This window comes from Streptomyces sp. NPDC018610 (assembly GCF_044391765.1).
Classification (GTDB): Bacteria; Actinomycetota; Actinomycetes; order Streptomycetales; family Streptomycetaceae; genus Streptomyces.
In genome coordinates, this window is sequence record NZ_JBISAL010000001.1 from 1,179,391 (window position 1) to 1,202,556 (window position 23,166).

Below are 23,166 nucleotides of genomic sequence, written 5' to 3' on the forward strand. Positions count from 1 at the left end.
TGCCGGGCCAGGCGCTCGGCCAGGCCTCCTGCGGCGGTGGGCGGCGTCCGTGACGGCGGGCGCGGCCCATGGCCGCCGTGAGGCCCGCAGCCGCCGGTGAGGCCCGCAGCCGCGCGTACGTCGATGGGGCGGCCCCCTGGGAAGGGGGCCGCCCCATCGACGTCGTGGTCGGCCCTAGCGGGCCCCGTACACCGTCGCGTGGCGTACGGACGGCAAGGTCACTTGCCCTTGGCGGCTTCCTTGAGCTTGCTGCCCGCGGAGACCTTCACGCTGTAGCCGGCCGGGATCTGGATCGGCTCGCCGGTCTGCGGGTTGCGGGCGGTGCGAGCGGCACGGTGGGTGCGCTCGAAGGTCAGGAAGCCAGGGATGGTGACCTTCTCGTCCCCCTTGGAGACGATGTCGCCGACGACGTCGGCGAACGCGGCCAGCACGGCGTCGGCGTCCTTGCGGGTCACCTCGGCGCGGTCGGCCAGCGCGGCCACCAGCTCACTGCGGTTCATGTTCTTACTCCCGTGTTCTTCTTGCCATTGAGGCGTGCCACGCGGCGGAGCCGCGTGTTGGCCAGCCAAGCCGATGCTGCCAGGGTCCTGGAGGGTCCCCGGACCCGGGGTCCCTGGTCAGACCCTCGCGCCCAGGGAGGCATCCTGCCCCCACCTGCGGCGGGAAAGCCAATCCGGCACCCCCAGTCGTCGTGAGAACACCCTTGGGAGTCACACGAAAAGGGGCCTGCGACAGGGCCTGGCCGATCACGATAGGGCGCGCCACTGACACCGCCGTCCGCGACGCGCCGGATCCGGGCGCACCGTGGCGATCGTCACGCCCGGCGGGCGCCGGACACGCCGGGGCCCGCGCCCCGGCGTGAGCGTCCGCCGCCGTTCTGGCCGGCCCTCAGACGCCGGTGGTGCTGCCGCCCGCCGTCGCGCCGGCCGCCTTGGCGGCGTCCCGCACCGCTCCGGCGACGGCCCCGGCGACCTTGTCGTTGAAGACGCTCGGGATGATGTAGTTCGGGTTCAGCTCGTCCTCGGTCACGACGTCGGCCAGGGCCTGCGCAGCGGCGAGCATCATCTCGGTGTTGACCGTGCGGGACTGGGCGTCCAGCAGGCCGCGGAAGACGCCCGGGAAGACCAGCACGTTGTTGATCTGGTTGGGGAAGTCGGAGCGGCCGGTGGCGACAACTGCGGCCGTCTGCCGGGCGATTGCCGGGTCGACCTCGGGGTCGGGGTTCGCGAGCGCGAACACGATCGCGCCGTCGGCCATGGCCGCCACGTCGTCGCCGTCGAGCACGTTCGGGGCGGAGACGCCGATGAAGACGTCCGCGTCGCGCACGGCCTCCTTCAGCGTGCCGGTGAGGTTCTCGGGGTTGGTGTTGTCGGCGATCCAGCGCAGCGCCGAGCCGGGGGCGGCGTCGACGAGGTCCTCGCGGCCGGAGTGCACCACGCCGTGGATGTCGGCGACGACGGCGTTCTTCACGCCCGCGGCGATGAGCAGCTTGAGGATGGCGGTGCCGGCGGCGCCGGCGCCGGACATCACGACCCGCACGTTCTCGATCGGCTTGCCCACCACGCGCAGGGCGTTGGTGAGGGAGGCCAGGACGACGATGGCGGTGCCGTGCTGGTCGTCGTGGAAGACGGGGATGTCCAGGGCCTCGCGCAGCCGGGCCTCGATCTCGAAGCAGCGCGGCGCGGAGATGTCCTCCAGGTTGATGCCGGCGAAGCCGGGGGCGATCGCCTTGACGATCTCGACGATGGCGTCGCTGTCCTGGGTGTCCAGGCAGATCGGCCAGGCGTCGATGCCGGCGAAGCGCTTGAAGAGGGCCGCCTTGCCCTCCATGACGGGCAGCGCGGCCTTCGGGCCGATGTTGCCGAGGCCGAGCACCGCGGAGCCGTCCGTCACGACCGCAACGGAGTTGCGCTTGATGGTGAGGCGGCGGGCGTCCTCGGGGTTCTCTGCGATCGCCATGCAGACGCGGGCCACACCGGGCGTGTAGACCATGGAGAGGTCGTCACGGTTGCGGATGGGGTGCTTGGACGCCATCTCGATCTTGCCGCCGAGGTGCATCAGGAACGTACGGTCGGAGACCTTGCCGAGCGTGACGCCCTCGATGCCGCGCAGCTGCTCGACGATCTCGTCGGCGTGCGCGGTGGAGCTCGCCGCGATGGTGACGTCGATACGGAGCTTCTCGTGGCCGGACGCGGTGACGTCGAGGCCGGTCACCGAGCCTCCGGAGGACTCCACGGCGGTGGTGAGCTGCGAGACGGCGGTTCCGCTCGCGGGCACCTCCAGCCGGATGGTCATCGAGTAGGAGACGCTGGGCGCCGTTGCCATGGCCGACTTCCTCTGCTTTCACCGTGACGCGAAGTTGTGCCGTCCGATCGTCGCACCTACCCCTGAGTACGTGGTAGTCGCCCTGGGTTGCGGACTTTGTGTTCACCGAGGGGTGCTGTTTTCGGAAAGTTGTTTCCACCATACGAGAGTTGACCGGACCATGGAAGGTCCTGGAGCAACAAAAGAGGCCCACGTCACATCGAGTGTGACGTGGGCCTCTTCGAGGCTTGTGACACCGACCCGCCATGCTCGCCTCGCGGCAAGTGGTCGCTCGTAGCGACGAAGGTTGGGCCCGGGGGCTTGGATCGAGCCGGTGTCACGTCCAGGCTAACAAACGGATCGGGGAAGACCATTCCCCGCGGCGAGGTTCACAGGATTCCGCTGTGCGGAAGCCCCCCGAAGAGCCCTCCGGAGGGCGGTCCGGCGCCCCCGCGCTCAGTCCCGCAGCAGGTCCGGGACCCCGTTCGCGTCCGGCTCGTCGCGGTCGCCCGCGACCACCGTGAGCTGCTGCGTGGCGCGGGTCAGGGCGACGTAGAGGACGCGCAGGCCGGCCGGCGACTCGTCGGCGATCTCCGCGGGCGAGACGACGAGCGTCGCGTCGTACTCCAGGCCCTTGGCCTCCAGGCTGCCCAGCGCGACCACCCGGTCGCCGAGCCCGGCCAGCCAGCGCCGCGCCTCCTCGCGCCGGTTCATGGCGACGACCACGCCGACCGTGCCCTCCACCCGCTCCAGCAGCGCTTCGGCCTCCGCGCGCACGGTGGCGCCCAGGGAGCCCGACACCACGGCGAACCGCGGCTTCAGCCCCGTGGAACGCACCGCCGCCGGCGCCTTCGCGCCCGGCATGGCCAGGGCGAGCACCCTGGCGGCCAGGTCGGCGATCTCGGCCGGGTTGCGGTAGTTCACGGTCAGCTCGAAGCGGCGGGCGCGGGAGGAACGGCTCGCGGCGCCCGCGTGCGGGGAGCCGGGCAGCCGGGTGCCCAGCGCCTCGTCACGGGCCTCGGCGGCCTCGTCCGGGTCGGACCAGGAGGACTGCGCCGGGTCGCCCACCACCGTCCACGTGGCGTGCCGGCCGCGGCGGCCGACCATCCGCCACTGCAGCGGCGTGAGGTCCTGCGCCTCGTCCACGATGACGTGCGCGTACTCGACGCGCTCCTGGGCCAGCCGCTCGGCCCGCTCGCGCTGCGACTCCTCACGCACCGGCATCAGCTCCTCCAGACCGGTGAGCTGGTCCAGCGGATCCAGTTCGCGCTTCCTGCGCGGCCGGGCCGGGGCGCCCAGGATCGCCTGGAGCTCGTCCAGGATCGCGATGTCGTGCACCGAGTAGCCGTCCCGCCGCAGCGAGCGGGCGACCTTGCGCACCTCGCCGGGGTTGAGGACCCGGCGTGCCCAGCGGCCCAGCCGGCGTTCGTCCGCCATGGCCTCCAGCACGCCCCGCGGGGTCAGCTCGGGCCACCAGGCGTCGAGGAAGGCGATGAAGGAGTCCTCGCCCGTCACGTCCTCGTCGAAGGAGGAGCGCAGCTCGGCGGCCAGCTCCGGGTCGCTGTGCCGGCCCGACGCGCCGGACTTCTCCCACAGGGCGTCCAGCAGCAGCTTGCGGGCACGGGGGCGCAGCAGGTTGACCGGCGCGGTGCCGCCGAGGGCGGTGCGCCGGACGTGGTCCAGTTCCGGGCCCTCCAGCTCCAGCCGGCGCCCGAAGGCGACGACCCGCAGCCGGTTCGGCGGACCGGCCGGGGCGCGCGACGGTACCTCGTCGGCGGCGTCGTCGCCGAGGGCGAGCTGCCCGGTGGCGGTGGAGGCGGTGGCGGTCGCGCCCGACTCCAGCGCGCCGCGCGCCGCCTTGCGCAGCACCTTCAGCATCCGCGAGGACCCCTTGGCGCGCGCCACGGCCGGAGTGTCGTACAGGGTGGCCTCGGCGCCGTCGACCAGCGAGCCGATCGCCCGGATGGCGACCTGGCCCTCCTCGCCGAGGGAGGGCAGCACGCCCTCGGTGTACGACACCAGCAGCGGGGTCGGCGAGACGATCAGGATGCCGCCCGCGTACCGGCGGCGGTCCTGGTAGAGCAGGTAGGCGGCGCGGTGCAGCGCGACCGCCGTCTTGCCGGTGCCCGGGCCGCCCTCGACGTACGTCACCGAGGACGCGGGGGCGCGGATGACGAGGTCCTGCTCGGCCTGGATGGAGGCGACGATGTCGCGCATGGTGTGGCTGCGGGCCTGCCCGAGGGCGGCCATCAGCGCGCCGTCGCCGACGACGGCCAGCTCCCGCCCGTCCAGGGAGGCGGTCAGCTCGGGGCGCATCAGGTCGTCCTCGACGCTGAGGACGCGCCGTCCCTTGGAGCGGATCACCCGGCGGCGCACGACCCGGCCGGGGTCGACCGGGGTGGAGCGGTAGAACGGGGCGGCGGCCGGCGCGCGCCAGTCGATGACCAGCGGGGCGTACTCCGCGTCGAGGACGCCGATGCGGCCGATGTGCAGGGTCTCGGCGATGTCGGCGGTGCGGTCGGGCCGTACCGCGCCCTCGGCGGGCTCTACCGCGGTGTACGCGCCGTCGGGGCCCTTCTTGCCGTCCTTGCCGAGCAGCAGGTCGATCCGGCCGAAGAGGAAGTCCTCGAACTCGTTGTTCAGCCGGTTGAGGTGGACGCCCGCGCGGAAGACCTGCGCGTCCCGCTCGGCGAGCGCGCCGGGCGTGCCGACCTGGCCGCGCTGGGCCGCGTCGTGCATGAGGAACTCGGCCTCGTGGATCTTCTCCTCGAGCCGCCGGTACACCCGGTCCAGGTGTTCCTGTTCCCCGCTGATCTCTCGGTCGCGCACGGAGTCGGCCGCTGCGTCGCGCACCGTGCCGGGCGCTGCGTCGTGAACCGATTCGACCGCGGAATCCTGTTGAGCCTGAGCGGCCACCGGGCCCCCTTCTGACGTGCTGGGCAGCCGTCAACCGTACGCGAAGGGGACCCACCGGCGGAAGCCGGACCCGGCCTGCGGCGAGGCCGGCGCGGCGGAATGCGCCGCACCGGCCCCCCGGGACCCGTCCGGCGGCCCTACGCCTTGACCTGGACGACCTTCTGGCCGTCGAAGGTCATCACCTCGAAGTGGTCGATCTGGTTCGGCTCGAAGGCCGCGCCGCCGCGCACGTACAGGGGGCTCTTGGCCTCCTCCGTCTTGGCGTCCGGCAGGCCGTAGCCCCAGTTCGGGACGGACCAGGAGGTGATCGTCTCGCGTTCGCCGTTCTTGCCGACGGCGATGAGCGAGCAGCGCTCGGGGCCGGTCACGTTCTTCAGCTCCAGCACCGCGTTGGTGCCCCAGTCCTTCTTCTCCAGGGCGACGGTGGCGGTGGCGTGGGTGACCGGGTCGGTCGCCGTCACCTTGTCCGCCATCGACTGGAACGCGGTCTTGGCGGGTCCCGCCGCCACACTGGCGGCGCCGCCGTCCGAACCGCTCGTCGCGTACACCGTCAGCGGACCGCCGACGATCAGCGCGGCGGCCGCCGCGACCAGGTAGAAGGTCTTGCGCCGTTTGCGCGCCCGCCGCTCGGAGACCTCGTCGACGAGGTTCTCCACCAGCCGCGGGCTGGGCCTGGCGGACAGGGACTCGCCGATCGCCGGGGTGCCGGAGCCGGGCAGGTCCGCGAGCGCGGCCAGCATCGGTTCCATCCCGGCCAGTTCGTCGAGCTGCTGGGCGCACCACTCGCAGCCCGCGAGGTGGGCCTCGAACTCGGTGGCCTCCGCGTCGTCGAGGATTCCCAGGGCGTAGGCGCCGACGGTCTCGTGCTCGTTCGGGGCCGGTGTTCCCTGCATGGGGCCAGACATACCCGAACCACCCGTTCCGAACCCCCCGTACCCGCTCATCACGCCGTCACCCCCCGCTCCTCCAGAGCCAGCTTCATCGAACGCAGGGCGTAGAACACCCGGGAGCGGACGGTGCCGCTGGGTATGCCCAGCGTCTCGGCCGCCTCATTGACCGTACGCCCTTTGAAGTACGTCTCGACGAGGACCTCCCGGTGGGCCGGGGTCAGGTCGTCGAGCGCGTCCGACAGCGTCATCAGCCACAGCGCTTTGTCGATCTCGTCCTCCGCGGGGATGACCTCCAGCGGCGACGGATCGACCTCCTGCGGCCGGGCCTGCCGGCTGCGATGGCCGTCGATGACGATGCGCCGGGCGACCGTCACCAGCCAGGGGCGTACCGAACCGGTCGCTCGATTGAGCTGGCCGGCGTTCTTCCAGGCACGGATGAGCGTCTCCTGGACCACGTCCTCGGCGCGCTGCCGGTCTCCGGCGACCAGCCTGAGGACGTACGCGAGCAAGGGTCCGGCGTGCTCGCGGTACAGCGCGCGCATCAGCTCCTCGTCAGGTTCCGAGGGCTGTGAGGACATGCGATGTCGGGCCCTCGCTCCACGTTCATTGGCCACGGCCGCATCCTTGCGCACGCCCACCTCCGGTGTCCGGGGGTTCCCCCAGTCGGTCGCTCGTCGTCGGGTACGGACGCGAGGGGCGCGGTGTTCAAAGCGGGACGACGGTTTTCTGCGGGGCCGGGTGACGAGGGAGGACATGAGGGCACATTCCCCCCGTCCTCCGTTCACGTTTCCGCCACACCGGCAGGGCAGACGGCGCTGCCCGTTCGGCCCACGGCCGAAACACCAGGTGGCACACATCACACCCGACAACCGGGCCGGCCCGGCGCCGCGGGCGCGGCGGTCAGGCCGGGCGGGTGAGGGCGGCGGTACGACGGCGGTGGCGCGCCACCCGCTCGCGGTTGCCGCAGACCTCGCTGGAGCACCAACGGCGTCTGCGCCCGCGGGAGGTGTCCAGGTACACGATCGGACAGTCGTCGCCCGCGCACTGCCGCAGGGCGCCGCGCGCGGCCGGGTCGGTGAGCAGTTCCACGGCGTCGCGGGCGACGGCCGCGAGCAGCGCGGCGCACTCGGGCGGCCCGGCCAACTCCCTCACGAGGACGCCGTCCTTCCCGGGTACGGCGCGTGGGGCGGGCGGGGCGACACGGGCGACACCGTTGACCCGGGCGAGCGCGAACTCGTACGTCCGGGGGTCGCCGGGTGGTGCGTACGTCCGGGGGTCGCCGGACGGCGCGTACGTCCGGGGGGCACCGGACGGCGCGTACGTCCGGGGGGCACCGGACGGCGCGTACGTCCGAGGGCCGCCGGACGGCGCGCAGGTCCGAGGGTCGTCGGCCGATGCGCACGCCCCCGCGCCCGCCGCCGCGAGATGGCCGCGCACCAACCACCCCACGTGCTCCCGCAGTTCGCGGAAGGCGGCGGGCCAGGAGGCGTCGACGTGCGCCAGCGGGGTGCCCGACGGCACCAGCCCCGACCCCGCGATCCAGGCGCGCAGCGCCTCCGGGGAGTCCAGCCGTTCCGCGGGATGACTGGTGGAGAGGAGGTCCAGGCAGATCCGCCCGGTGTCGAAGCGCGGCTCGTAGGGGACCGCGACCGTTCCCAGCGCCATGTACCTGTCACCGCCTAGGCAGGAACCTCGGGGGGACCACGGGAGCGCCCCCCTCCACAGTGCCCGCCGCCCCGCGCGGCCGGAACCCCCCGGGCGTCAGCGCTATGTCCGATTGCGCACCTTCAGCCGCGCATGCACAATGCATGCATGGTGGCTCTGCAGATCCGTGACGTACCGAGTGAAGTCCGCGACATACTGGCCGACCGAGCCCAGCAGCTGGGTCAGTCACTCCAGGCGTATCTCCTCGCGCTTGTGACGACCGAGGCGGAGCGGACGAGCAACCTCTCCCTCCTGAAGTCCTTCGAGGACCGTACCGACGGCGCCGACAGCACCATGGCCGAGACCGTGGCCGAGATCGGAACGGCCCGTACGGAGCGCCTGCGGTGATCGTCGTCGACGCATCCGTCCTCACCGAGGCGCTGACCGGTGACGGTACGGCGGGCAAGGCCGCCCGCGCGCGCCTCATGCGGGACAACCACTGGGCGGCGCCGGAACATCTCGTCGTGGAGACGTTCCACGCGATCCGGGAACGCCGGCTGGGCTCGAAGATCTCCCAGGACCGCGCGCACGCCGCGGTGTCCGCGCTGGCTTCCCTCTCCCTGGAGACCATCGACGCGCAGCGGCTCCTGCCCCGCATGTGGGAGCTGCGACAGAACGTCTCCGGCTACGACGCCGCGTACATCGCCGCCGCCGAGGCGTTCGGCTGCCCCCTGGCCACGGGCGACGCCCGACTCAGCCGCTGCGAGGTCGCACGGTGCGAGATCGAGGTCATCGGCTGACGGACCGCCGGTGGCATCTCATCTGGCGACGGTCGGTGGCGCGGCAAGCTGCTGGGCGACCCGAGCCAGCCAGCCGCTCGGGGAGTACGGTGCCGCGTCGACTTCCATGCCCAGTTCGGCGACGGCGAGGGCGTAGTCACTCTCGTCCAGGTCCAGAGCCAGCAACTCATGGAGCTCGCCGACCAGTCGGCCCACGAGCTGGGAGTCGGTGGAACGTCGATAGTCGTCGACGGCGGTGTCGTGGTCGTCGAACTCGTCCGGCATGTCCTGCGAGAACCATCCGCCGAGGAACTGGCCGAGTTCGGGGAAACGAGCGTGCCACTCCCAATGGGTGACGGGGGCGGACGACGGCGGCACCTCCCCGGTCTCGATGCTGTGCCTGATGTGGTCCGCGAGGCAGTGCAGCCATTGCCGGACCTCGCCCTCGGGGAGGCCTACATCGGGGATGTCGTAGAACTCACCGAGGCGGAGCCTTAGCCGTCCGGGCGGGTTGTCGGCATAGTCCCGCAACTGTCGCTCCGCGGTGGCCAGGGCCCAGGGGCGGAAGTGCCAGGTGTGGCGAAGGTAGGCGGTCAGGGCCTGACTCGGCCTCTCGGGGTTGTCGTCGGCCGACTGCCCGAGGTAGGCACGCATCACCTGGTCGAGTTCGCTGTAGCGGCGGTCGTGTTCAAGGGGACTCAAAGGCACGGTGGTCAGCCTCCACGAACTCTTACAGGTAGATGGGGAAGGTGGCGTGGACGGCGAAGCCGTGCGGGCGGGAGGCGTCCCGTTTGAGGACCACCCTGGCCGCGCGTACGTCGATCGGCTCCCGGCCCGCCAGCATCATCGCCTGCAACAGAACCCGCCCGACCGGCTCGGACCGAGAGGGCCAGGACGCCTCGATGCTCAGGCGAGGACGCGTGGACTGGGCGAGCCACCGGTGGATGACCTGCTCGTTGGCGGTGACGACGTGTTGAGTGGCCCATTGAGCCGTTTCACGGTCGGGGTAGGTGGCGGTGCGAGTGAGCACCTTCGGTCCTCTCCTGATTGCTGTGGGGCGGCGGTTGGGCAGTTGCGAACGGCTAGTCGTCCTCAAAACGCCAGAGCACCAGTACATGCATGTCCGAGACGCCGATGAGGCAGATGTCGATGGTGGTGCCTGCGAGGACATCGGCGTGAAATGACGAGGTCAGGAAGTCGCCGTCTTCACCGTCTTCTGCGTGCCCGTGGTTGGTGAAGAATTGCGCACCATTCCCCACTGCCCTCAAGACCTCCCGCAGACAGTCGTCCCGTTCCGCGTCCGGCGCGCGAAGGGACTCGTTACGGCCGAACAGCAGAGAGCCAGCCGAGATTAGCTTAGCCAGATCCAGAGCCTGGCTGGGTGAGACCTGCAGGACGCTCTCTCGCAACTCCCCCCGGTCGACATGCTGCAGCACGGCATGTCCTTGGATCGCTTCCATCACTGTGTCGAGCCAGTCTGCGTGCCTACGGATCACGAGCGCGGCAAAGCACTGCAGTTCATTGAAACGCCCCTGCGCGCAGGCGGGGAGACATGTCCTTCTTCCCGTCACGGGTTCTCCCAGGGTGTAGTCATGGCAACGTGGGCATGGACGTGTAGACGATATAGGGCGGGTGCAGGCCATTTTTGTACTTGAGTACGACCGCTACCGAGTGCGCGTCCTGTGCCGCGTTCGCCCGCGGGTCGCTCGCTTCGATGGTACTCCCTGTCACAGAATTAAACTCCACCGGATCCAGAGTAAGAATTGAACTGTCGCGACGTGGCTTCGAAAGCCATTTTCTGATCAGTGCCTGATTATCGACACCCTCGTTCCTTTGGCCTGAATTAGCGGGCGGCCCCACATATTCCAGCGCGTCTTGTGTGTATTTTTGGGCGGATGTCAGATCGGTGAAGCTGGAAGCAGCGGGAATGGTCGGCTGATCCCTCAGTCGCTGCGCGAGCTGCTCATCGGTCTTGCCCACATGTTTATCGATGATGTGACTCTGGTGGACTCCCTCCTGATTCGCCAGGTCGATCGGATACGCATGGTTGGCCTCACTGTCCCCAGGAACCGTGTACAGCGGATTCCCTTTGAAATCGGTCAGGGAGCGTGCCCCGAAAGATTCCGCCCTGGCTGTCTCGGCGATGAATGACGGAGCACTCGTATAAGCCTCGTCCAGCGCCGACATCAGGTCCCGTATACGGCGCCGCTGACGGTGAACCCGGTTGTTGTACGTGTCGACGGCGTCGTTCATGGCGCCTTCGTCGATGTTCAGGACGACACCGACCGACACATCCTCGACCAGGCCCTTGCCCGCGTTCCACAGGCCCTTGACCAGGCTCTTGGCGTCTGTCACATCCAGTTCTCGCGGATCGAGCTGCTTGATGCTCTCCTCTACGGCATTCCGGTAGATCCGGTGCAGGTCGCCGCGCACGTCTTCCGCTGCCTGAGCCACGTTGTACACCGCATCGACCATGGCGTCGCAGGTGTCGAACAGCACCGCGAAGACAGGGTGGCTGGTTCCCTTCTTGCGTGCGTCGTCGTTCGCCCAGTCGTAGCCGTGTCGCGTCTGGCCCCAAGCCGATGTTCCCCACAGCGTGCTGCAGAACTGCCGCATCGCGTTGTACCACTCCTGGTCGGCCTGGTCGGTGATGCCGCCGATGAGGCCGGTCAGCGTCCCGTCCACCAGGGTGAGTGTGGTCTGCGGCATCCTCCAGGCCTGAGAGACCGAGTACAGACGCTGGTGATTGGGCAGTGGGAGGATCTTCGCCGCTTTACCCCACCGGCACTCGTGTTCCAGCAAAGGGCGCAGGATGGTGAGGGCGACGCCCTCCAGCCCTTCCAACGCCTCTTGCATGAAGTCCTGGCTCGCGTCGATGTCCCCCCACTTGAAATCGGTGACCGGGCCGTATGTGGGAGGTGTGTCGATCACATGGGGAGCGGGACGCTGTGCCGGATGACTTGTCGACGAGGGGTTCGTGGCATGGTCGGCCGCGACGTAGTTGTTGGCCGTCGTGGTGAACCCGACGCCGGCACCACCGACGCTCACCACGGACTTGGCCCACACCTCGAGGAACCGATTGGCCACTTTCACGTAGGCCTTGGTGAGCCCGCTCATGGCCGAGCCCTTGCCACCGCCGTCCGGATACCGCGCCAGCTCGTCGAGGAACGCCCTGATGCCCTGGTCAAGAGGATCCTGTTGGCCGGCCACGTTGGTGGAGACTTGGTAGAGGACTGATGGCGTCACATCGACAGTCCCGTGCCCGGTGGCCGCCGGAGTGGCCATCAGGCGGCTCCCCAGCCCCGCAGCACCGCCTTGTGAGCTGCTGAGTAATTGGCGTGGCCGGTGGTGACGTAGGCGTGCAGCCACTTCTGGGTCGCCTGCAGATCCTGCGCGGAGCGGTCCCACTCGTCGAGCTTCTCCACGAAGATCTCGCGGGCCTCGCCCTCCCAGGACAGTACGACCGGTTCGACACGGTCGTACAGATCGCCCAGCTTGCCGTTGAGTTGTTTGAGTACGTCTTCCAGCTCGATGGCGAGTTCGTGAAGCGCGGCGAACGAGACGGTTATGTGGTCGCCGTCGGTACCCTTCGACATGATTCCCCCCTTGATGTCGGTAACCGCGTGTGTGAGACACGCACCTGGCGCGCTGAGCCTCAGAAGGCGTCCAGGCTGCTGGGCGGGCGAGCCGGCGTCTCGCCGGTTGCCGCGTTCGGCGTGGAGAGCTTGTCGACCTCGCTGTCGATGTCCACGCGGATCCGCCGTATCAGCTCGAGCACGTGCAGATCGTCAGCGCTGAAGCCGTCGCGACTCATCCGCACCGCCTGTTCCAGGCCCTTCATCACTTCCCTGATGCGTACGGCATCCTCAGCCGCCGCGCGGTGGAACTTCCGGTATGTCGCCGCCGCCGGTCCTCGCCAGCCGGCCTCGATGCGGTCGACGAGTTCGTCCATGCGCCGGACCTGCTTGTCGAGGTGGTCCTGCATGTCGCCGAGGTCGTTCGCGAGCTTGGTGAGGTCCTGGGACGACACCCGCAGGTCGGCGGCACCATGCCTCGAACCCGTCTCCTGTGCGGCCATGTCACATGCCCCCGCATCGACCACGCCACCGTCTACTGTCGCGATAATCCTGAGGGCGGGAATCTCAGATCTCCCAGGAGGATCGGGAAGCTCCGATCACGGCTCACCCACGACCGCGCGGACGCTGCGGTGTCCGCGCTGGCCCGCCTTTCCCTCGAGACCATCGACGCGCAGCGGCTCCTGCCCGGCATGTGGGAGCATCGCCGCCGCCGAGGCGTTCGCCTGCCCCCTGGTCACGGGCGACGCCCGGCTCAGCCGCTGCGACGTCGCACGGTGCAAGATCGAGGTCGTCGGCTGACGGACCCGGCTTCTACGCCGCGCGGCGCGCGAGACGAAGGAAGTCCGCCCAGGCGGAGGGGGTCACGGTGAGGTGGGGGGCGGCGCCGTCTTTCGAGTCGCGGATGTGGATGGCGGTGGGGGTGGGGGCTATCTCGATGCAGTTGGAACTGTCGCCGCTATAAGTGGACTTCCGCCAATGAAGTGTCTGCACAGTCGCTCTTTCAGCTGTCCCGGAGGAGGTTCTGGATGAAGTCACGCGACTCCGCCTGGCCGAGCGCGCACGACTCCATGTGATCCAGAACGGCACGGTACTTGCTCAACTGTGCCTCCGCGTCGAGGAATCCGCACCCTCCATGGTGGCTGTCCAACTGCACGGTGTCGAGCTGCGGGACCGGCCCTTGCAGATAGTCGAAGGACTGGCCCGTGCTGGGGTAGTACTCCGCCTCGAAAGAGATCACCCGGACGCTGACGTGCGGCAACTCGCTCATGTCGAGGAGATGGTTGAGCTGGCCGCGCTTCACCTCACGGCCGCCGAAACCCATACGCAGAGCCGACTCGTGGATGAGTGCCGCGTAGGGAGGCGGCTCCTCCCGGTACAGGACACCCTGTCGCTTCATGCGGTGCGTGAGCCGGTGCTCGATCTCGAACTGCCTCATGGGCGGAACCACCGCCCGGAAGAGCGCGCGTGCGTGATCCGTGGTTTGCAGCAGAGCCGGAATGTGCATCGCGAGAGCGACCCGGAACCCGGTGGCGTGGTGCTCGACCTCGGCCAGGTCGACCAACGCGGCGGGAAGGTGTTGGCGGTACTCCTCCCACCAGCCACGCGTCCGGCGACCGGTCATCGCCGCCAAGGCGTCGACCAGAGCCTCGTCCGAGCAGTCATAGGCAGAGGCCAAGGTCCGGACCCGGTCGGCACTGAGAGGGCTGCGACCCGTTTCGATCATGCTGACGCGTCCCTGGTTGACGCCCAGATGCGCTGCGGCCTGAGTGACCGTGAAGCCGGATCGTTCGCGGAGTTTGCGCAGCTCGGCACCAAGACGCCGTTGACGCAAGGTGGGGTTGTCGACGGGCGGCAAGACACGTCCTTCCAGGTCGAGATGAGGGGCTCTCGTAACCCACACGAGGTAAACGCAGACTCATTCCCCCGTTTTGGAAGATGAATCTCCCACTGACCCCTACGGTAGTGCCCATACCGTCCAACTCCCCCCACCCACAAGCCGGAAGCGCACCTCCCCAGGCAGAGCCACCGCGGGGTGAAGGAGTTGAGCGAGCCCGCATCCCTTTCCTCGTCGGAGGTTTCCATGGGCACCGTATCCCTGCCCGACACCTGGGTGTACGCCCTTCGCCTGCCTCATGATCCGCGCGCGGCACGCGTCGCACGTATGACCGTACGGGCCGTACTGAAGGGGCACGGCCGACACGAAGTGCTCGACACCGTCGAGCTGTTGACGTCCGAGCTGGTCACCAACGCCTACCGGCACACCGGCGGCCCCGCCTCCCTGCGGCTCACCGCCCTCGCGGACGGGCGGCTGCGGGTCGGGGTGTGGGACAGCCACCCGCGCGTGCCCGCCCCCTTCGGCGAACCGCCCGGGGACCGCGTCCCGCTCGCCCCGGCGGACGCCGAAGGGGGACGCGGGCTGCGCCTCGTGCAGGAGCACGCCGACTGCTGGGGCGGTCTGCCCCTCGGAAACGGGCCGCTGGACCGGGGGGCCGGGAAACTGCTGTGGTTCGAGGTGAGCGGGCGGGACGCGTGAGGCGGTCAGCCGTCCTCGCCGGCGTACTTGGCGTCCGTCGCCGGGTCCAGGGCCAGGCGGTACCCGCGCTTGACCACCGTCTGGATCAACTTCGGCGCGCCGAGCGCCGTACGCAGGCGGGCCATCGCGGTCTCCACCGCGTGTTCGTCGCGGCCCGTGCCCGGCAGCGCGCGCAGCAGCTCCGCGCGGGCCACCACCCAGCCCGGCCGCCGCGCCAGCGCCCGCAGCAGCGCCATCCCGGCGGGCGGCACCGGCCGCAGCTCGCCGTCCACGAGGACCGCGTGCCCCCGGATCTCCACCCGGTGACCCGCGATGGGCAACGCCCGCGCCCGGGCCGGCAGTTCCTGGCACAGCAGCTGCACCAGCGGGCCGAGCCGGAACCGCTCCGGCTGGACCGTGGGCACCCCGTGCGCCTGCAACGGCACGGCGGTGACCGGACCGACGCACGCGGGCAGCACGGAGGAGCCGAGCGCGGCCAGCAACTCGGCGAGCAGCCCGCGTTCCTCCGCCCGCGACAGCAGGGACGCGGCGGCCGGGGCGCTGGTGAAGGTGATCGCGTCCAGGCCGTGGGAGACGGCGGCGTCCAGCAGCCGGTCCAGCGGGCCCGGGTCCTCCGGGGGCAGCCACCGGTACACCGGCACCGGCACGACCTCCGCTCCCCCGGCCCGCAGCGCCTCCACGAACCCCGGCAGCGGCTCCCCGTGCAGCTGCACGGCCACCCGCCGTCCGTCGACGCCCTGCTCCAGCAGCCGGTCCAGCACCTCGGCCAGCGACTCGGAGGACGGCGACCACTCCTCGGTGAGCCCGGCCGCCCGGATCGCGCCCTTCACCTTGGGTCCGCGCGCCAGCAGCTCGGCGTCCCGCAGCCGGCCGAGGAGCGCCTCGCCGAGCCCCCAGCCGTCCGCCGCCTCCACCCAGCCCCGGAATCCGATCGCGGTCGTGGCGACCACGACGTCGGGCGTCTGCCCGATGATCTCCTTGGTGGCGGCGAGGAGTTCGCCGTCGTCGGCGAGCGGCACGATCCGCAGGGCGGGCGCGTGCACGACGGACGCGCCGCGCCGCGTCAGCAGCGCGCCCAGCTCGTCCGCACGGCGCGCCGCCGTCACCCCCACGGTGAACCCGGCCAGGGGCCCGTGCTCGGCTCGCTGCTGTTCCTCGACCTCACCCATGGCTCTCGTCCCGCGTTCGACTCGTCGTACGTTCCGTCCCGCCGACCGAGCCTGTCAACGCCGCGTGACGGGCTCGGTTCGCCGGCATGTCACCAGTGTTACGTCACACCTCGGCATGGCTCAGCCGGGGCTCGGCTCCGGCCGTGGCCGTCCCGGCCGCCGTACGGCGGTCGCCCGGGCGGCGGAGGTATACGCCGTAGGTGACGGCGAAGGCCGCGGCGTAGAAGACGAGGAAGGCGACGAACGCGCCGGTCCCGGAGCCGTGCGCGAGGAACGACTGCCGGAAGGCCAGGTTGATCCCCACGCCGCCGAGCGCGCCCACCGCGCCGATGAGCCCCATGGCGGCCCCGGACAGCCGCCGCGCCTGCGCCATCGCCGTCTCCCCGGTGAGCCCCCGGGCGAGGGCCCTGGCCCGGAAGATGCCCGGGATCATCTTGTAGGTGGACCCGTTGCCGAGCCCGCTGAGGGCGAACAGCACGACGAACACGGCCACGAACACCGGCAGCGACCCGCTCGTCCCGGCGGCTACGAGGGCGGCGGTCGCGGCGGCCATGGCGACGAAGGTCCACAGGGTGATCCGCGCCCCGCCGTACCGGTCGGCGAGCCGGCCGCCCACGGGCCGGACCAGGGAACCGAGCAGCGGGCCGACGAAGGTGAGGCAGGCGGCCTGGAGCGGGGTCCGGCCGAACTGACCGGTGAGCACCTGCCCGAAGGCGAAGCTGTAGCCGATGAACGACCCGAAGGTCCCCACGTACAGGAACGCCATGATCCAGGTGTGCGGGTCCTTCGCCGCGTCCACGGCGGCCCCGGTGTCGTTCCTGACGGCGGCGAGGTTGTCCATGAACCGGGCGGCCAGCACGGCGGCGACGACGATCAGCGGGATGTAGATCCCGAGCAGTACGCGCGGGCCGCCGCCCGCCGCGATGACGGCCAGGGCGGCGAGCTGGATGACGGGCACGCCGACGTTGCCGCCCCCGGCGTTGAGACCGAGCGCCCACCCCTTCCTCCGCATCGGGAAGAAGGCGTTGATGTTGGTCATGGAGGAGGCGAAGTTGCCGCCGCCGATCCCGGCGAGCAGCCCCACCCACAGGAAGGTGCCGAAGGAGGTCCCCGGCTTCATCACCACGAACGCGGCGACGGTCGGCACGAGCAGCAGACTCGCCGAGACGACCGTCCAGTTGCGGCCCCCGAACAGGGCGACCGCGAAGGTGTACGGCACCCGCACGACGGCCCCCACCAGCGTCACCACCGAGGCGAGCAGGAACTTGTCGGCGGGGCTCAGCCCGTACTCGGGGCCCATGAACAGCACGAGCACCGACCACAGCGTCCACACCGAGAACCCGATGTGCTCCGAGAGCACGGAGAAGAACAGGTTGCGGCGGGCGATCCGCTCCCCCGTCGCCGCCCAGAAGGCCTCGTCCTCGGGGTCCCAGTGCTCGATCCAACGCCTGCCTGCCATGCCGCCTCCACGGTGCGCAAAGTGACCGGACACCGAAGGTAGGGACACCGCGTTTCGGCGCTGTGGCGGTGGGTGACCGCGAAGGAACTTCACGCTCACCCGGCGGCGGGACGGGCTGAGAGGCGGGGCGACGGACCCCGCGGCCGGGGCGACCCACCGCCCGCCCCGGCCTCGGCCGCTGCCCTCACCGCCTCCCGTTCGGCCACAGGCGGGGTCCGCGCCCGGCCGCCACGTCCTCGATCCAGCCGAACGCCAGGACGGCCAGCGCGATCAGCGGCCAGACCAGGAGGAACATCCACAGGCCGTACGTCGAGTCGAGCACCGACGACGCGCCGTCGCTCTGCGTGAACGGGAGGTCGTAGGCCAGGTCGACCAGGGGGACCGTGGCGGCGATCAGCGCGTTGTGCCAGAGGTAGATCGTGACCGCGCGGTTGTTGGCGAGGGTGATCGGCCGGTCCCAGCGGCGCAGGCGGGGCGGGAGCTCGCTCCAGGACGGGGAGTACTGGAGCAGGATCACCACCACGCCGAAGGACCAGGTGGCCTGGGCGAGCGGGATGTCGTTGAGGTCCAGCCCCTCGGGGCCCGGATGGCCGGACGCCCACCACAGGCCGAAGGCCATCACGAGCGATGAGCAGGAGACCGCCATGTAGCGCGGGATCCGCCGCAGCATGCCCTCCTGGTGGGCGAAGCCCAGCACCCAGCAGCCGCCGTACACCGCGAAGTCCGTGACCGCGTTCCCCGTCTCGCCGGGGATCGTCACCAGACCCGTGCCGACCACCGCCGTGAGTGCCAGGGGCGCGAGCAGCGTCGGCCACGGGGCCCGGCGGAACGCCCGCAGCAGCAGCGGGGAGGCCACCACGAACCACAGGTAGGCGCGCAGGTACCACAGCGGCCCCGCCGCGTCGTCGGGCCAGGTCGCGTCCAGCAGGCCCGTGTCCGAGCCCAGGTGGGCGGGGTAGGGCGGTGCGCCGACCGGGACGACGTACTCCAGGAGCTTCGGCAGGCCGAGCGCGCCGCCGAGGTCCGGGTCCTTCACGGGGTTCCAGCCGCCGATCAGCATCAGCGGCAGCAGGACCGCGGCGAACGCCCACAGCGGGGGCAGCAGCCTCCGCAGCCTGCCCTTGACCACGCTCACCGCGGGGCGCTGGAGCGAGCGGGCCATCAGGGAGCCGGCCAGCGCGAACATCACGCCCATCGACGGGAACAGCACCGTCAGCCAGCCCCAGCCGAAGAGGTGGTAGGCCACCACCCGGACCAGGGCCAGGGCGCGCAGCAGATCGAGGTAGCGGTCGCGTCCGCCGGCCGGTCCGCGGGGGTCGGAGGTGGTCTCGGGAGCGAGTGCCTGCGTCATGCCACCGGCCTCCCCTCGCCCGCCGGGACGGCGGCGGCCGTCCGCTCCCGCGGCGCCGGGCCGCCCGGCGCCTCCACCACGCCCGTGCGGCGCAGCTTCTGCCAGCGCAGCCGGCCGCCGGTCAGGGCGGTGATCCAGGACTGGAGCAGCACGACGTACATGAGCTGGCGGTAGAGGATCTGCTGGAGGGGCAGCGAGATCAGGTGGGTCATGCGCTCGCGGTCCAGCCGGAAGGCGTACGCCGCGCAGACCGCCTGGATCGCGAGGACGCCCAGCCAGGCCACGATCGTCTTCTGGGTCGGGCCGAACACGACGCCGTAGAGCAGGAAGATGTCGATCAGCGGGGCGAGCAGCGGGGCCACCACCATGAACAGGGACACCAGCGGCAGGCCGACCCGGCCGAAGCGGCCGGAGGCGCCCCGGTCCAGCAGCGCGCCGCGGTGCTTCCAGATCGCCTGCATGGTGCCGTAGGACCAGCGGTAGCGCTGGGACCACAGCTGCTGGACGGACTCGGGCGCCTCGGTCCAGGCACGGGCGTTCTCCGCGTACACGACCCGCCAGCCGGCGCGGTGCAGCGCCATGGTGATGTCGGTGTCCTCGGCGAGCGTGTCGTGGCTCATGCCGCCGACCTGACGGAGCGCGGAGCGGCGGAAGGCCCCCACCGCGCCCGGGATCGTCGGCATGCAGCGCATGAGGTCGTACATGCGGCGGTCGAGGTTGAAGCCCATCACGTACTCGATGTGCTGCCAGGCGCCGATCAGCGAACCGCGGTTGCCGACCTTGGCGTTGCCGGCGACCGCGCCGACCTCCGGGTCGCCGAAGGGCTGGACGAGTTCGCGGACGGTGGAGGGCTCGAAGACGGTGTCGCCGTCCATCATCACGATCAGGTCGTGCGAGGCGTTGGCGATGCCCCGGTTGAGGGCGGCCGGCTTGCCCGCGTTGCGCTGGCGCACCACCCGTACGCCGGGCAGGCCCATGGCCTCGACGATGTCCGCGGTGCCGTCGGCCGAGCCGTCGTCGACGACCAGCACCTCGACCGGGTGCTCGCCGGCCATCAGCGAACGGACCGTGTTCTCGATGCACTTGGCCTCGTTGTACGCCGGCACCAGCACCGAGACCGGTTCGGTGACCGCGGGCCCCCAGCGGAAGCCGCGGCGGCGCACCCGGCGGGCGTGCGCCGCCGAGAGCAGCAGCATCAGCGCGAACCGGGCGATGACCAGTCCGCCGACCAGGGCGAGGCAGACGCCCAGGCCGTCGGTCAGTTCGTCGGCGGCCTGGACCAGGAAGATCCACGCCTTGCCCTTCCACAGGTCGGCGCCGGTGACCGGGGTGAGGGCGCTGGGCGCGCCGAGCGCCTCGGTGAGGTTGTCGAACCGGTAGCCCCGGCCCTGGAGTTCGGGCAGGTAGCGATCGAGCGCCCGCACCGTCTGGTGGCGGTCGCCGCCGGAGTCGTGCATGAGGACGACCGCGCCCTCGCCGCCCTTCGGGGTGGCGTTGCTGATGATCCGCCCGATACCGGGCTTCTGCCAGTCCTCGCTGTCGGCGGTGTTGACCACGGTGATGTAGCCGCGGCTGCCGATGTACCGGGTGACCGGCCAGGACCGGTTGTCCATCGCGTCGGCGAAGGAGGAGTAGGGCGGCCGGAAGAGCGAGGTGCGCACACCGGCCGCGCCGGTGATGGCCAGCTGGGTCTGGGACAGCTCCCAGTCGATGCGGCTCTTGGACTGGTAGGAGAGGTCGGGGTGGTTGAAGGTGTGCACACCGACTTCATGGCCCTCGGCGACCATGCGCCGGACCAGGTCCGGGTAGCGGGAGGCCATGGTGCCGGTGACGAAGAAGACGGCGTGCGCGTGGTGCTTCTTGAGCACGTCCAGCACCTGGGGCGTCCACGTCGGGTCGGGCCCGTCGTCGAAGGTGAGGACCAGGCGGTGGTCGGGCACGCGGAGGCTGGTCGTCTGCCCGTGCCGGGTGTCGATGACCGGGCCGCCGTCGAGGATCGTGTCGGGCACCTCGTCGGTGGCGGCCTCGGGCCGGATGCGGTGGTCGGCCAGGATCTCGCTGTGCACGTAGCCGCGCAGCATCAGCATCGCCATCAGCACGGCCAGCACGAGCATGGGCAGGAGCAGGCGCAGGGGCGGACGCAGGCGCAGCCGGGAGCGCGGGCGGGTGCGGGCACGGGAGCGGCCGGACGCACGGCGCGCGCCGCCACGGGCGCCGCCCGCACCGTGCGATCCCTTCTGCCGGACACGGCCCGCCATCAGGCCACGGTCCCGGAGGCCGTCAGGGACCGGGCCCCGGCGCCGTCACTCGCGGAACCGCCGGGTCCCGGTGGCGCGGTGGGGCCGGGGTCCGTGGTCGGCCCGGGGTCCTGGGCGGGCGCCGGCTCGCTCGTCACGGGCACCGGACTGCCGGGGCCGTCCGCGACCGTGCCGGGGCCGCTGGACACCGCGCCGCTGCCGGCGCCCGGCCCGCCGCTGCCGGCGCCCGGCCCGCCGCTGCCGCCGTCCCCGCCGCCCGGCGACGTCGACGGACCGGGTGCGGCGGAGCCGCCTCCGCTGCTCGGGGTCGGGTCGGGCGAGGCGGAGGCCGGGGGCGGGGTGGGGACGGTCGTGGGACCGGCCGCGCCGGTGCCCGGCGGTTTGGGCCTGCCGGGCGTCGTGGCGGGCGGCTTGGCGCCGGCGGAGGCGGCGGGCTTCTTCGGGCCGGCCGAGGACGGCGGCGCCGACGTCCCGGCGGTGGTGCTCGGCCCGGCGCCGCCGGCCGCCGTGGCGGAGACCCCGGGCGCCCCGGAGACCCCGGGCAGTCCCGGCCGCCCGGGCGCCACGGCGCCGCCGCCCGTGCCGGACGGCAGGACCGAGTCCGAGGGCGCGGGCGAGGTGTCGACCTTGCCGGCCGGTTTCTGGTCGGCCTGCCCGGGCACCGGCAGCCAGGGTGCGTTGGAATTGCCCGAGACGAGGGTGACGGCGATGACGACGGCGTAGACCCCACAGGTGAGGCCGACCGCCATGCCTATCCGGCGGAACCGGCGGCTGCGGCGGCCCGACTCGTCGACGAAGACCGGCCCGTCGGAGCCGCCGGCATCGCCGTCGAGCCCGCCGGGGCCGTCCGGCCGGTCCGGTCCGGCTCCGGCACGGTCGAGCCGGACGGTCAGCTCGCCCGGATCGTGGCCGTCCGGCCCCGACCGCTCCCACGGGTCCTCGACCCGCAGCGCCGGCACGGCGCCGGTCTTCGGGAAGCTCTGGACATCACCGCCCACGCCGCCACCGTCCACGGTGCCGGTCTCGAGGGCGGGCACGGCTCCGGTCGCGGACGCGGCCACGGGCCATTCGGGTCGGGCCTGTTCCAGCCCCTTTTTCACGCGCACTTGTACTTCCCCCACGGGAGTGTTGCGGGTGCGCATACGACCCCGAGCCCGCGTCGCCGGAACAGGCCCCCACCTGCCCGCGCGCCCCCCTTGTCCCACCGGGCTCGGCGGACATGAACGTACTGCCCGCCGGGAGGTCAAAAGATGAAAAGATCAATCATGAACAGAATTGACCGGTTCATCGATGGCTGGAATCCATCCTTGCTCGGGTCGCCGCAGCCAGCCCTCCCCGGCCGCCAGTTGCGCCGCGGCGCGCCGCACGGCGTCCAGCGCGGGATGCGCCGCTCCCCTGCGCCACACCAGCGACACGGGTGACAGCGGCACCGGCTCGACGAGGGGCCGCACGACGGTCCGCGGCAGGACCGGGAAGCCGATCACCGCGAGCACCGGATGCCCGGTCTTGGCCATCAGCCGCTCGAACTCCTCCGTCCCCACGGCCAGCGGCGCGGGCGGCGCCACCGTGATGCCGCGCCCGTCGAAGAGGCGGCGCGCGAGGTCGGTCCACTCCGGGGTGCGCGGGTTCCCGGCGCCCGCGTACACGGTCTCGCCGGCCAGCGCGGCGAGCGGCACCTCGGGCAGCGCGGCCAGCCGGTGCCCCTCGGGCAGCGCGATCGCCATCGGCTCGTAGCGGACGAGCTGGTGCTCCAGCCTGGCCCGCAGCACCGGGTCCAGACCCGCGAACCGGCCGAAGGAGGCATCGAGCCGGCCCGCCAGCAGCTCCGCCGCCGCACCGGTGAGACCGCTCTCGAAGCGGGCCATGATCTCGTGCTCGGGGGCGAGTTCACGGGCCCGGTGCAGCACGCGGCGCCCGGTCTCCAGGCCGGGCGAGTTGAGGTCGAGGAGCAGCGGCCGGGCCTGCCCGAAGGCGGCCAGCAGCTCGTCCTGGGCGGCCAGCACCCGGTGCGCGTACGGCAGCAGCCGCTCGCCGTCGGCGGTCAGGGCCACCTGCCGGGTCGTCCGCACGAACAGCTCGGCGCCCAGCTCCCTCTCCAGCCGCCGTACGTCCCGGCTGAGCGCCTGCTGGGCGACGTACAGCCGCACGGCGGCCCGGGTGAAGTGCAGCTCCTCGGCCACGGTGACGAAGGCCCGCAGCAGGCGCGGGTCCAGGTGGGGGACGGACATGCGGCGAACTTACAACGCGGGTGCGTCAATCGGCGGCGAACAGGTGTTGGACCCCGT

At 71.4% G+C, this 23,166-nt stretch carries 23 protein-coding genes; 3 read left to right on the top strand and 20 right to left on the bottom strand.

The window, feature by feature from the left end:
• Positions 1-218 precede the first annotated feature (218 nt).
• The 6 genes from ACH5A8_RS05210 to ACH5A8_RS05235 form a co-directional block, all read right to left on the bottom strand.
• Positions 219-500 (bottom strand): HU family DNA-binding protein, encoded by a 282-nt coding sequence (locus tag ACH5A8_RS05210; RefSeq protein WP_003990598.1) that lies wholly within the window; start codon positions 498-500, stop codon positions 219-221.
• A gap of 388 nt (positions 501-888) precedes the next feature.
• Complete coding sequence (locus ACH5A8_RS05215; RefSeq protein WP_398998057.1) at positions 889-2,325, bottom strand: NAD-dependent malic enzyme; 1,437 nt, start codon at positions 2,323-2,325, stop codon at positions 889-891.
• 435 nt (positions 2,326-2,760) lie between these two features.
• Entirely contained in the window at positions 2,761-5,220 is a 2,460-nt protein-coding gene (locus tag ACH5A8_RS05220; RefSeq protein ID WP_398998059.1) for a HelD family protein, read from the bottom strand.
• 137 nt (positions 5,221-5,357) lie between these two features.
• A complete protein-coding gene (locus tag ACH5A8_RS05225) occupies positions 5,358-6,164 on the bottom strand; it encodes an anti-sigma factor family protein (RefSeq protein WP_398998061.1) in 807 nt (268 codons plus the stop codon).
• Positions 6,164-6,748, bottom strand: a complete 585-nt coding sequence (locus ACH5A8_RS05230) for a sigma-70 family RNA polymerase sigma factor (protein WP_009188888.1) — start codon at positions 6,746-6,748, stop codon at positions 6,164-6,166. Before ACH5A8_RS05230 ends, ACH5A8_RS05225 begins: the two co-directional genes overlap by 1 nt.
• Positions 6,749-7,010: 262 nt before the next feature.
• Positions 7,011-7,775: a CGNR zinc finger domain-containing protein gene (locus ACH5A8_RS05235; RefSeq protein WP_398998063.1), complete on the bottom strand. Its 765-nt coding sequence runs from the start codon at positions 7,773-7,775 to the stop codon at positions 7,011-7,013.
• Between the two features lie 147 nt (positions 7,776-7,922).
• Here ACH5A8_RS05235 and ACH5A8_RS05240 point away from each other — a divergent pair, with 147 nt between their 5' ends.
• Together ACH5A8_RS05240 and ACH5A8_RS05245 are read left to right on the top strand one after the other, a co-directional pair.
• Entirely contained in the window at positions 7,923-8,162 is a 240-nt protein-coding gene (locus tag ACH5A8_RS05240) for a hypothetical protein (protein ID WP_398998065.1), read from the top strand.
• Positions 8,159-8,554, top strand: a complete 396-nt coding sequence (locus ACH5A8_RS05245; protein WP_398998067.1) for a type II toxin-antitoxin system VapC family toxin — start codon at positions 8,159-8,161, stop codon at positions 8,552-8,554. The genes ACH5A8_RS05240 and ACH5A8_RS05245 overlap by 4 nt, the downstream gene beginning before the upstream one ends.
• Before the next feature lie 18 nt (positions 8,555-8,572).
• On the opposite strand, the gene ACH5A8_RS05250 is transcribed toward ACH5A8_RS05245, so the two are convergent.
• The 8 genes from ACH5A8_RS05250 to ACH5A8_RS05285 all read right to left on the bottom strand — a co-directional run bounded on the left by ACH5A8_RS05250 (position 8,573) and on the right by ACH5A8_RS05285 (position 13,966).
• Positions 8,573-9,241 carry a contact-dependent growth inhibition system immunity protein gene (locus ACH5A8_RS05250; RefSeq protein ID WP_398998069.1) on the bottom strand — a complete coding sequence of 223 codons (669 nt, stop codon included), beginning with the start codon at positions 9,239-9,241 and terminating at the stop codon, positions 8,573-8,575.
• A 22-nt stretch (positions 9,242-9,263) separates the two neighbouring features.
• Positions 9,264-9,563: an RNase A-like domain-containing protein gene (locus ACH5A8_RS05255; RefSeq protein WP_398998071.1), complete on the bottom strand. Its 300-nt coding sequence runs from the start codon at positions 9,561-9,563 to the stop codon at positions 9,264-9,266.
• Positions 9,564-9,615: 52 nt separating this feature from the next.
• Complete coding sequence (locus tag ACH5A8_RS05260; RefSeq protein ID WP_398998073.1) at positions 9,616-10,104, bottom strand: hypothetical protein; 489 nt, start codon at positions 10,102-10,104, stop codon at positions 9,616-9,618.
• Between the two features lie 19 nt (positions 10,105-10,123).
• On the bottom strand, positions 10,124-11,818 hold the full coding sequence (locus ACH5A8_RS05265; protein ID WP_398998075.1) for an RNase A-like domain-containing protein: 1,695 nt from the start codon (positions 11,816-11,818) through the stop codon (positions 10,124-10,126).
• A complete protein-coding gene (locus ACH5A8_RS05270) occupies positions 11,818-12,129 on the bottom strand; it encodes a WXG100 family type VII secretion target (protein ID WP_398998077.1) in 312 nt (103 codons plus the stop codon). The genes ACH5A8_RS05265 and ACH5A8_RS05270 overlap by 1 nt, the downstream gene beginning before the upstream one ends.
• A gap of 59 nt (positions 12,130-12,188) precedes the next feature.
• Entirely contained in the window at positions 12,189-12,611 is a 423-nt protein-coding gene (locus ACH5A8_RS05275; protein ID WP_398998079.1) for a WXG100 family type VII secretion target, read from the bottom strand.
• Positions 12,612-12,921: 310 nt separating this feature from the next.
• The gene (locus ACH5A8_RS05280) at positions 12,922-13,101 is read right to left on the bottom strand and encodes a DUF397 domain-containing protein (RefSeq protein ID WP_398998081.1); all 180 of its coding nucleotides are present in this window, start codon (positions 13,099-13,101) and stop codon (positions 12,922-12,924) included.
• 10 nt (positions 13,102-13,111) lie between these two features.
• Positions 13,112-13,966 carry a helix-turn-helix domain-containing protein gene (locus tag ACH5A8_RS05285; RefSeq protein WP_398998083.1) on the bottom strand — a complete coding sequence of 285 codons (855 nt, stop codon included), beginning with the start codon at positions 13,964-13,966 and terminating at the stop codon, positions 13,112-13,114.
• A gap of 225 nt (positions 13,967-14,191) precedes the next feature.
• Between ACH5A8_RS05285 and ACH5A8_RS05290 the strand changes: the two genes are divergently transcribed.
• Positions 14,192-14,644, top strand: coding sequence for an ATP-binding protein (locus ACH5A8_RS05290; protein ID WP_398998085.1), 453 nt, complete (start codon positions 14,192-14,194; stop codon positions 14,642-14,644).
• 5 nt (positions 14,645-14,649) lie between these two features.
• Here ACH5A8_RS05290 and ACH5A8_RS05295 read toward each other — a convergent pair whose 3' ends face one another.
• The 6 genes from ACH5A8_RS05295 to ACH5A8_RS05320 form a co-directional block, all read right to left on the bottom strand.
• A complete protein-coding gene (locus ACH5A8_RS05295; protein ID WP_398998087.1) occupies positions 14,650-15,813 on the bottom strand; it encodes a uroporphyrinogen-III synthase in 1,164 nt (387 codons plus the stop codon).
• A 103-nt stretch (positions 15,814-15,916) separates the two neighbouring features.
• On the bottom strand, positions 15,917-17,272 hold the full coding sequence (locus ACH5A8_RS05300; RefSeq protein WP_398998090.1) for a nitrate/nitrite transporter: 1,356 nt from the start codon (positions 17,270-17,272) through the stop codon (positions 15,917-15,919).
• Between the two features lie 184 nt (positions 17,273-17,456).
• The gene (locus tag ACH5A8_RS05305; RefSeq protein ID WP_398998092.1) at positions 17,457-18,623 is read right to left on the bottom strand and encodes an acyltransferase; all 1,167 of its coding nucleotides are present in this window, start codon (positions 18,621-18,623) and stop codon (positions 17,457-17,459) included.
• A complete protein-coding gene (locus ACH5A8_RS05310; RefSeq protein ID WP_398998095.1) occupies positions 18,620-20,881 on the bottom strand; it encodes a glycosyltransferase in 2,262 nt (753 codons plus the stop codon). Before ACH5A8_RS05310 ends, ACH5A8_RS05305 begins: the two co-directional genes overlap by 4 nt.
• Positions 20,881-21,987 (bottom strand): translation initiation factor IF-2, encoded by a 1,107-nt coding sequence (locus tag ACH5A8_RS05315; protein WP_398998097.1) that lies wholly within the window; start codon positions 21,985-21,987, stop codon positions 20,881-20,883. The genes ACH5A8_RS05310 and ACH5A8_RS05315 overlap by 1 nt, the downstream gene beginning before the upstream one ends.
• A gap of 153 nt (positions 21,988-22,140) precedes the next feature.
• Positions 22,141-23,109 carry a LysR family transcriptional regulator gene (locus tag ACH5A8_RS05320; RefSeq protein ID WP_398998099.1) on the bottom strand — a complete coding sequence of 323 codons (969 nt, stop codon included), beginning with the start codon at positions 23,107-23,109 and terminating at the stop codon, positions 22,141-22,143.
• Positions 23,110-23,166: the final 57 nt, after the last annotated feature.

Bases quoted from the DNA above. Each gene is read 5' to 3' on its own strand.
- ACH5A8_RS05295 (WP_398998087.1), bottom strand. From the start codon at position 15,813: ATGGGTGAGGTCGAGGAACAGCAGCGAGCCGAGCACGGGCCCCTGGCC.
- ACH5A8_RS05235 (WP_398998063.1), bottom strand. From the start codon at position 7,775: ATGGCGCTGGGAACGGTCGCGGTCCCCTACGAGCCGCGCTTCGACACC.
- ACH5A8_RS05265 (WP_398998075.1), bottom strand. From the start codon at position 11,818: ATGGCCACTCCGGCGGCCACCGGGCACGGGACTGTCGATGTGACGCCA.
- ACH5A8_RS05290 (WP_398998085.1), top strand. From the start codon at position 14,192: ATGGGCACCGTATCCCTGCCCGACACCTGGGTGTACGCCCTTCGCCTG.
- ACH5A8_RS05270 (WP_398998077.1), bottom strand. From the start codon at position 12,129: ATGTCGAAGGGTACCGACGGCGACCACATAACCGTCTCGTTCGCCGCG.
- ACH5A8_RS05210 (WP_003990598.1), bottom strand. From the start codon at position 500: ATGAACCGCAGTGAGCTGGTGGCCGCGCTGGCCGACCGCGCCGAGGTG.
- ACH5A8_RS05305 (WP_398998092.1), bottom strand. From the start codon at position 18,623: ATGACGCAGGCACTCGCTCCCGAGACCACCTCCGACCCCCGCGGACCG.
- ACH5A8_RS05320 (WP_398998099.1), bottom strand. From the start codon at position 23,109: ATGTCCGTCCCCCACCTGGACCCGCGCCTGCTGCGGGCCTTCGTCACC.
- ACH5A8_RS05310 (WP_398998095.1), bottom strand. From the start codon at position 20,881: ATGGCGGGCCGTGTCCGGCAGAAGGGATCGCACGGTGCGGGCGGCGCC.
- ACH5A8_RS05225 (WP_398998061.1), bottom strand. From the start codon at position 6,164: ATGAGCGGGTACGGGGGGTTCGGAACGGGTGGTTCGGGTATGTCTGGC.
- ACH5A8_RS05300 (WP_398998090.1), bottom strand. From the start codon at position 17,272: ATGGCAGGCAGGCGTTGGATCGAGCACTGGGACCCCGAGGACGAGGCC.
- ACH5A8_RS05215 (WP_398998057.1), bottom strand. From the start codon at position 2,325: ATGGCAACGGCGCCCAGCGTCTCCTACTCGATGACCATCCGGCTGGAG.
- ACH5A8_RS05275 (WP_398998079.1), bottom strand. From the start codon at position 12,611: ATGGCCGCACAGGAGACGGGTTCGAGGCATGGTGCCGCCGACCTGCGG.
- ACH5A8_RS05240 (WP_398998065.1), top strand. From the start codon at position 7,923: ATGGTGGCTCTGCAGATCCGTGACGTACCGAGTGAAGTCCGCGACATA.